Consider the following 6,661-nt stretch of genomic DNA (forward strand, 5'->3'; position numbering starts at 1 on the left):
CCCCGGCATTAGCCGGGGCTGTGGGTCGCTGTGGGCAAGTTCCGTCGGAGTTACAGTGGCGCCATACAGGCCATGTAGACATCCAGCTGGTTCACCTCCGTCAGCAGGCTGTTGAGGCTCAGGCGCACCTTGTTGAAGTCCTGCTCGGTGGCGATCACGATGACCCGCTGATTCACCGCGCCATCGACCTTGAACGCCACCAGAGAGCTGCCAGTGGAGCTGTCACCGGTTGCGGTGTCGTCCATCCAGGTACTGATGTTAATGCTGTTCTGCAGTACCAGGTCGAGCAGGCTGGACGGTTTCTCTACCAGGAAGCCGATCAGATGACGTCCGGACAGTACCGTGGATTTGGTGACATCGATGTACGCATAGCCACCTGCGCCAGCGGTAACTTCGAGCCGCGCAGCATCGGTAATCACATTGTTGGTGATGCGTCCGGGACTGGTCACCGAGCAGCCTGAGCAGGGCGCCACCGTGCCGTGTGCCAGGTAGGAATCGCTGGTGGTAATCGGCTGGAAGTCACCCAGCGATTCGCAGGTAGCGGCGAGATCGAAATCGCACACATCGCCGATACCGTCACCGTCAAAGTCGTCCTGGCCCGGGTTCGGTGTCTGCGGGCAGTTGTCGACATCGTTATTCACGCCGTCGTTGTCCACGTCTACGTCACAGCTGTCGCCGATGCCATCGCCATCGGAGTCGAGCTGGTCGGGATTCGGCACCAGCGCGCAGTTGTCGACACTGTTGTCAACGCCATCACCGTCCCGGTCCGGATCACAGCCATCGCCGACGCCGTCGCCATCACTGTCCGCCTGGGATGGATTGTGTACCAGCGGGCAGTTGTCGGCGTCGTCGCCAATGCTATCGCCATCCAGGTCGTCGTCGCAGGCATCGCCGAGACCGTCACCGTCGGTGTCGAGCTGGTCGGCATTGGCGGTCATGGGGCAGTTGTCCTCGTCGTTGCCGGTACCATCACCATCGACGTCGCTGTCGCAGGCGTCGCCCATACCATCGCCGTCCAGGTCCGCCTGGTCGTTGGCAATGTTCGGGCAGTTGTCCACGGTGTCGTCAGTATCGTCACCATCCCGATCGAGGTCGCAGACATCCCCCAGGCCGTCGTTATCGATATCGGACTGATCGGAATTGCCGGTAGTGGGGCAGTTGTCGGTGTCGTTGTCGACGCCATCGCCATCGACATCGTCGTCACAGGCATCGCCGACACCGTCGCCATCGTTGTCAGCCTGATCGTTTGAGATCAGCGGACAGTTGTCGCTGCTGTCGTCGGTGCCGTCACCATCGGCATCACTGTCGCAGGCATCGCCGATGCCGTCGCCATCCAGGTCAGCCTGGTCGGAGTTGGCCGCGTTCGGGCAGTTGTCCGCATCGTCGGGCACGCCGTCACTATCGCTATCGGTGTTGCTGTCACAGGCGTCGCCGAAGCCGTCGCCGTCGGTGTCAGCCTGGTCGGCATTGGCGGTGGCGGGGCAGTTGTCTGCATCATTGTCGACACCGTCGCCGTCCCCATCGCTGTCACACACATCGCCGATTCCGTCGCCATCGGAGTCTGTCTGGTCCGCGTTTGCGGCAGCCGGGCAGTTGTCGCTGTCGTCCTCGATTCCGTCGTTATCGTCATCGGTGTCACAGGCGTCTCCGGTACCGTCGCCGTCACTGTCTTCCTGGCCGGCATTCGCGACTGCCGGGCAGTTGTCGACGTCGTCATCCAGGCTGTCACCATCTTCGTCTGAGTCGCAGGCATCACCCAATGCGTCGCCGTCGAGGTTGGCCTGGTCCCCGTTGCTGACCGTGGGGCAGTTGTCCTGGCCGTTATCGACGCCATCGCCATCGCGGTCGTCGTCGCACACATCGCCGATACCGTCGCCGTCGCTATCTTCCTGGCCCGCATTGGCTGTTACCGGGCAGTTGTCACTGCTGTCGTCAACGCCGTCATTGTCGTCATCGCTATCACAAGCGTCGCCGGTGTTGTCGCCATCGCTGTCCAGTTGCCCGGGGTTTGCCACCGCCGGACAGTTATCGCTGTCGTTGCCGGTGCCATCGCCATCCGCGTCGGTGTCGCAGGCGTCGCCGATGCCGTCGCCGTCAGAGTCTTGCTGGTTGCTGTTATCGATAGCCGGGCAGTTGTCGCTGCCGTCGTCAACGCCGTCATTGTCGTCGTCGCTGTCGCAGGCATTGCCGATTCCATCCAGGTCGGTATCTGCCTGAGAGGGGTTGGCGACCGTGGGGCAGTTGTCGGAATCGTTGCTGTCGCCATCGCCGTCGCTATCAGCGTCACAGGCATCGCCAATGCCGTCGGCATCCAGGTCGGCCTGATCGGCGTTGGCATCGTTCGGGCAGTTGTCGGCATCGTCCGGGATGCTGTCGTCATCGCTGTCGGTATTGTCATCACAGGCGTCCCCGAAGCCGTCACCGTCCGTATCTGCCTGGTCGCTATTGGCCACCAGCGGGCAGTTGTCGGCGTCGTCGTCCGCACCATCGCCATCGCGATCTGTGTCGCAGGCATCGCCGATACCATCGCCGTCCAGGTCAGCCTGGTCGGCATTGGTATTCAGCGGGCAGTTGTCGGCGCCGTCGCCGACACCGTCGCCGTCATCGTCGTCGTCACAGGCGTTACCGACACCGTCACCATCGCTATCCAGCTGATCGCCGTTGGCGAGATTGGCGCAGTTATCCGCAGTGTCTTCGACGCCGTCGCCGTCACTATCGGTATCGCAGGCATCGCCGATACCGTCGCCATCCAGGTCGGCCTGCAGCGGGTTTTCCACCAGCGGGCAATTGTCTGCATCGTTGCCCAGGCCATCGCCGTCGGTGTCGGTCAGGTCGTCACAGGCATCGCCGATGCCATCGTTATCGGCGTCTTCCTGTAGCGGGTTGGATGCAACCGGGCAGTTGTCTTCGCCGTCGGACACACCGTCGCCATCGCGATCCGGATCGCAGGCGTCGCCGATGTTGTCACCATCCAGGTCACTCTGGTCCGCATTGGCGGTAGCGGGACAGTTGTCGGCGCCGTCGTCTACGCCGTCACCGTCGTCGTCGCCATCGCAGGCATCGCCGGTGCCATCGCCATCGGTGTCCAGCTGATCCGGGTTGGGCACCATCGGGCAGTTGTCCTCACCGTCATCCAGGCCATCGTTGTCGGTATCGCTGTCGCTGTCACAGGCGTCGCCGATTCCGTCGTTGTCCTGGTCTGCCTGATCCGGGTTCGGTATCGCGGGGCAGTTGTCGAGACTGTCGGTCAGGCCGTCGCCATCGCGGTCGTTGTCGCAGGCATCACCGATACCGTCGCCATCGAGATCACTCTGCTCGCTGTTCGGGATAGCGGGGCAGTTGTCCTGGTCGTTGTCGACATTGTCACCGTCGAGGTCGCTGTCACAGGCATCGCCCAGGCCGTCGCCATCCGCATCGGCCTGGTCTTCGTTGGGTATCACCGGACAGTTGTCGCTGTCGTTTGGCACCCCGTCGTTATCGTTGTCGCTGTCGCAGGCGTCGCCGATACCGTCTCCGTCCATGTCCGACTGGTCGGCATTGTCGACGTTGGGGCAATTATCACTGTCATCGGCAATGCCGTCGCGATCTGTGTCGACAACCGTCGCGGTGGCAGAGGGTAATTGCGTTGAGAAGAATCTTCTCTTGTGATCCTTGCTGCAGGCGGTCAGAGCGAGCAACAAGAGGCTGAGAAGCACGATCAGAAGACGGCGCATGGATAAGCTCTCCAAAACAAATTTCCTTTTTGTTATCTACAGAGAACAGGGGGGATTTGTGCACTTCGGTCAGCCGGATACCCGCGCATACTTTTAATTAGTTGCGGTGTATCCATCTCCCACTTCCCTGTCGGGGGCCGCACCAATGCCGCGAACGGGACTAATTGCATTCCCTTGCATCGCTTTGCGCGCTCCCGGGCGTAGTTATACTTCTTTATTGAACTGGTTCTTAGTTATTTTGTGAATCAGATCAAAATAATGGCGTCGTAATCCCCTAGTAATCGTTTGTCAGGTCCATGGTGGTGCAAAAGTGGCGCGCGGATCTTCCTGTGCCAGATTGGCGGGGCCCTGGGGGTTTTGCGGGCAAACTGGAGACGGCGGCGCGGTTGTCGACTCGGGACGGGAGCTGGCTGGTTGATGTGTCCAGCCGGTCACGGGGCGTGAGGGTGGCAATCGGGGGCCTTGGGCGGGATAATGGCGGGCTGATTTTTGACTGTCACCATATGATGACCGGAGGCCGGATGCTGTACAGATTGGGCGATAAGCAGCCACAGCTGGAAGGCGAGGGGCAGTACGTGGCTCCGGGCGCCCGGGTGATCGGCAACGTGCTGATGAAGCCCCACAGTTCTGTGTGGTTCAACGCGGTGATCCGCGGCGACAACGACCTGATCACCATTGGTGAGCGGGCGAACATCCAGGACGGCTCGGTGCTGCACACTGACCCGGGGGTGCCATTGACCGTGGGCACCGGGGTGACGGTCGGTCACAAGGTGACTCTGCACGGTTGCCAGATCGGCGACTTTTCCCTGGTGGGCATGAATGCGGTGGTGTTGAACGGGGCCAGTATCGGCAAGTGCTGCATCATCGGGGCCAATGCGCTGGTGACGGAGAATGCGCAGATTCCGGACTACTCACTGGTTCTGGGAAGCCCGGGCAAGGTGGTGAAGTCTCTGGATGAGTCGACGTTTGAGTTGCTGAAGGCGAGCAGTGATATTTATGTGGCCAATGGCAAGCGCTTTGCACAAGAGCTGGTGCCGGTTGACGCTGTAAACGGTAGCGTGAGCGATGACTGAGAGTGATTGGAGCCGGGTAAAAGACCAAGAGCCCGAGCCCGCATTTGAGTTTCCGGTGAAATCCCCCTGTGTGTCTGTCTGCGCGCTGAATCGCGAGGATATCTGCGAGGGGTGTTTCCGTTCCGGGACCGAGATCAGCCAGTGGGGCCGACTGAGTAATGCCGAGAAAAAACAGGTGTTGGCGCGGTGCCGCGAGCGGGCGGTGGAAATGAAGCGGGTCTGGTGGACTGACTGACTTTAAATGCCGGTTTAAGGCCCGTTTTATTTGGCCTCTTGTGGCGGCGGAGCACCGGGTGCGGGTTTTCAGGACCGCTGTGAACCCATCCCTGGGCGCTGCGGCGGCGACATCCTGTCGCCGACGCTCCTGAAAACCCGCCCCCGGTGCTCCGCCTTCGCGTAACGATTTTTACTTCGTCAGCCTCTGTGAGTGCAAAGCATTCACGCTTACGAAGAGATTTATTTTCAGAGTTGCACAGAGCGCCGAGGGGGAAGACCTTCCCGGGACCTTCACCGGCATGGATGCCGGTGCAGAGCTTACAGGGATGTATTTACAGCGTGTCCCGGGAAGGTCTTCCCCCTCGGTGCGCCCCCGGATCAGAGCACAAAGCCAAAAACCTCCGGGGCCAAATCAAACAGAAGAAATATGACCCAACCCTTCGTACATTTAAGAATCCACTCCGAATACTCCCTGATCGACGGCCTGGTGCGGATCAAGCCGTTGATCAACCGCGTCGCCGAGCTGGAAATGCCGGCGGTGGCGATTACCGACCAGACCAATTTCTACGCCCAGGTGAAGTTTTACAAAGGGTGTATGGGGGCCGGGATCAAGCCCATTACCGGTGCCGACTTCTGGTTGCGGGAGGGCGGCGACGAGCAGCCGACCCTGCTGACCCTCTACGCCATGAACGGCACCGGTTACCGCAATATCACCGAGCTGATCTCCCGCGCCTGGATGGAAGGGCAGTACCACGGTCACGCCTTCGTCGAGCGGGCGTGGATTGAGGAAGCGTCGGAAGGGGTGTTGATGCTGTCCGGGGCCAAGTACGGTGATGTTGGCCGTGCCCTGATTGCCGGGCGCAACGCGCAGGCGGAGGCGTTGGCACAGGAGTGGGAGCGGATTTTTCCTGGGCGTTATTATCTGGAGTTGCAGCGCACCGGGCGGCCGGGGGATGAGGAGTATCTGCACGCGGCGGTGGGCCTTGCGGGCAAGCTGAATCTGCCCGTTGTTGCAACCAACGATGTACGCTTTATTGAAGACAGCGAGTTCGAGGCGCACGAGGTGCGGGTGTGTATCCGTGAGGGGCGCGCGCTGGACGATCCGCGTCGCGAGCGTCGCTACTCCTCCGAACAGTACCTGCGCACCCCGGAAGAAATGCAGGCGCTGTTCCGGGATATTCCGGAGGCGCTGGAAAATACGGTGGAAATTGCCCGCCGCTGTTCTTCGCCGATCCAGTTGGGCAAGTACTTTCTGCCACAGTTCCCGATTCCGGAAGGGATGACGGAAAACGAATTCTTCGAAAAGATTTCCTTCGACGGCCTCTACGAGCGTCTAGAGAGTATTCTCGACAAGTCCGCCCCGGATTACGAGGCGCGCAAGAAAGAGTACGAGGATCGCCTGCGCTTTGAGCTGGATATCGTTATCCAGATGGGGTTCCCGGGCTACTTCCTGATCGTGATGGACTTTATCCAGTGGGCCAAGGACCACGATATTCCGGTGGGGCCGGGGCGGGGCTCCGGTGCGGGCTCGCTGATTGCCTATTCGCAGAAAATTACCGACCTGGATCCGCTGCAATACGACCTGCTGTTCGAGCGATTCCTGAACCCGGAGCGGGTCTCCATGCCCGACTTCGACGTCGACTTCTGCATGGAGAAGCG

At 60.7% G+C, this 6,661-nt stretch carries 4 protein-coding genes and 4 pseudogenes; 3 read left to right on the plus strand and 5 right to left on the minus strand.

The genetic code is table 11. From position 1 onward, the window contains the following. Positions 1–50: 50 nt before the first annotated feature. The 5 genes and pseudogenes from QZ511_RS16680 to QZ511_RS16700 all read right to left on the minus strand — a co-directional run. Positions 51–1,256 carry a thrombospondin type 3 repeat-containing protein gene (locus QZ511_RS16680; protein WP_366935637.1) on the minus strand — a complete coding sequence of 402 codons (1,206 nt, stop codon included), beginning with the start codon at positions 1,254–1,256 and terminating at the stop codon, positions 51–53. After that, positions 1,257–1,661: pseudogene (locus QZ511_RS16685) on the minus strand (thrombospondin type 3 repeat-containing protein); the annotation flags it as partial. A 24-nt stretch (positions 1,662–1,685) separates the two neighbouring features. Continuing rightward, positions 1,686–2,315: pseudogene (locus tag QZ511_RS16690) on the minus strand (thrombospondin type 3 repeat-containing protein); the annotation flags it as partial. 18 nt (positions 2,316–2,333) lie between these two features. Continuing rightward, positions 2,334–2,651: pseudogene (locus tag QZ511_RS16695) on the minus strand (thrombospondin type 3 repeat-containing protein); the annotation flags it as partial. Between the two features lie 12 nt (positions 2,652–2,663). After that, positions 2,664–3,713 (minus strand): annotated as a pseudogene (locus tag QZ511_RS16700) (thrombospondin type 3 repeat-containing protein); the annotation flags it as partial. Positions 3,714–4,234: 521 nt separating this feature from the next. On the opposite strand from QZ511_RS16700, the gene QZ511_RS09110 reads away from it, so the two are divergent. From QZ511_RS09110 to dnaE, 3 genes are all read left to right on the plus strand, one after another. Next, positions 4,235–4,786: a gamma carbonic anhydrase family protein gene (locus tag QZ511_RS09110; protein ID WP_295801860.1), complete on the plus strand. Its 552-nt coding sequence runs from the start codon at positions 4,235–4,237 to the stop codon at positions 4,784–4,786. Beyond that, the gene (locus QZ511_RS09115; RefSeq protein WP_295801862.1) at positions 4,779–5,021 is read left to right on the plus strand and encodes a DUF1289 domain-containing protein; all 243 of its coding nucleotides are present in this window, start codon (positions 4,779–4,781) and stop codon (positions 5,019–5,021) included. Before QZ511_RS09110 ends, QZ511_RS09115 begins: the two co-directional genes overlap by 8 nt. Before the next feature lie 408 nt (positions 5,022–5,429). Continuing rightward, positions 5,430–6,661: DNA polymerase III subunit alpha (gene dnaE, locus QZ511_RS09120; protein ID WP_295801864.1), on the plus strand; the 1,232-nt coding region annotated here is incomplete at its 3' end.

It is taken from the genome of uncultured Microbulbifer sp. (assembly GCF_913055755.1).
Lineage (GTDB): Bacteria > Pseudomonadota > Gammaproteobacteria > Pseudomonadales > Cellvibrionaceae > Microbulbifer.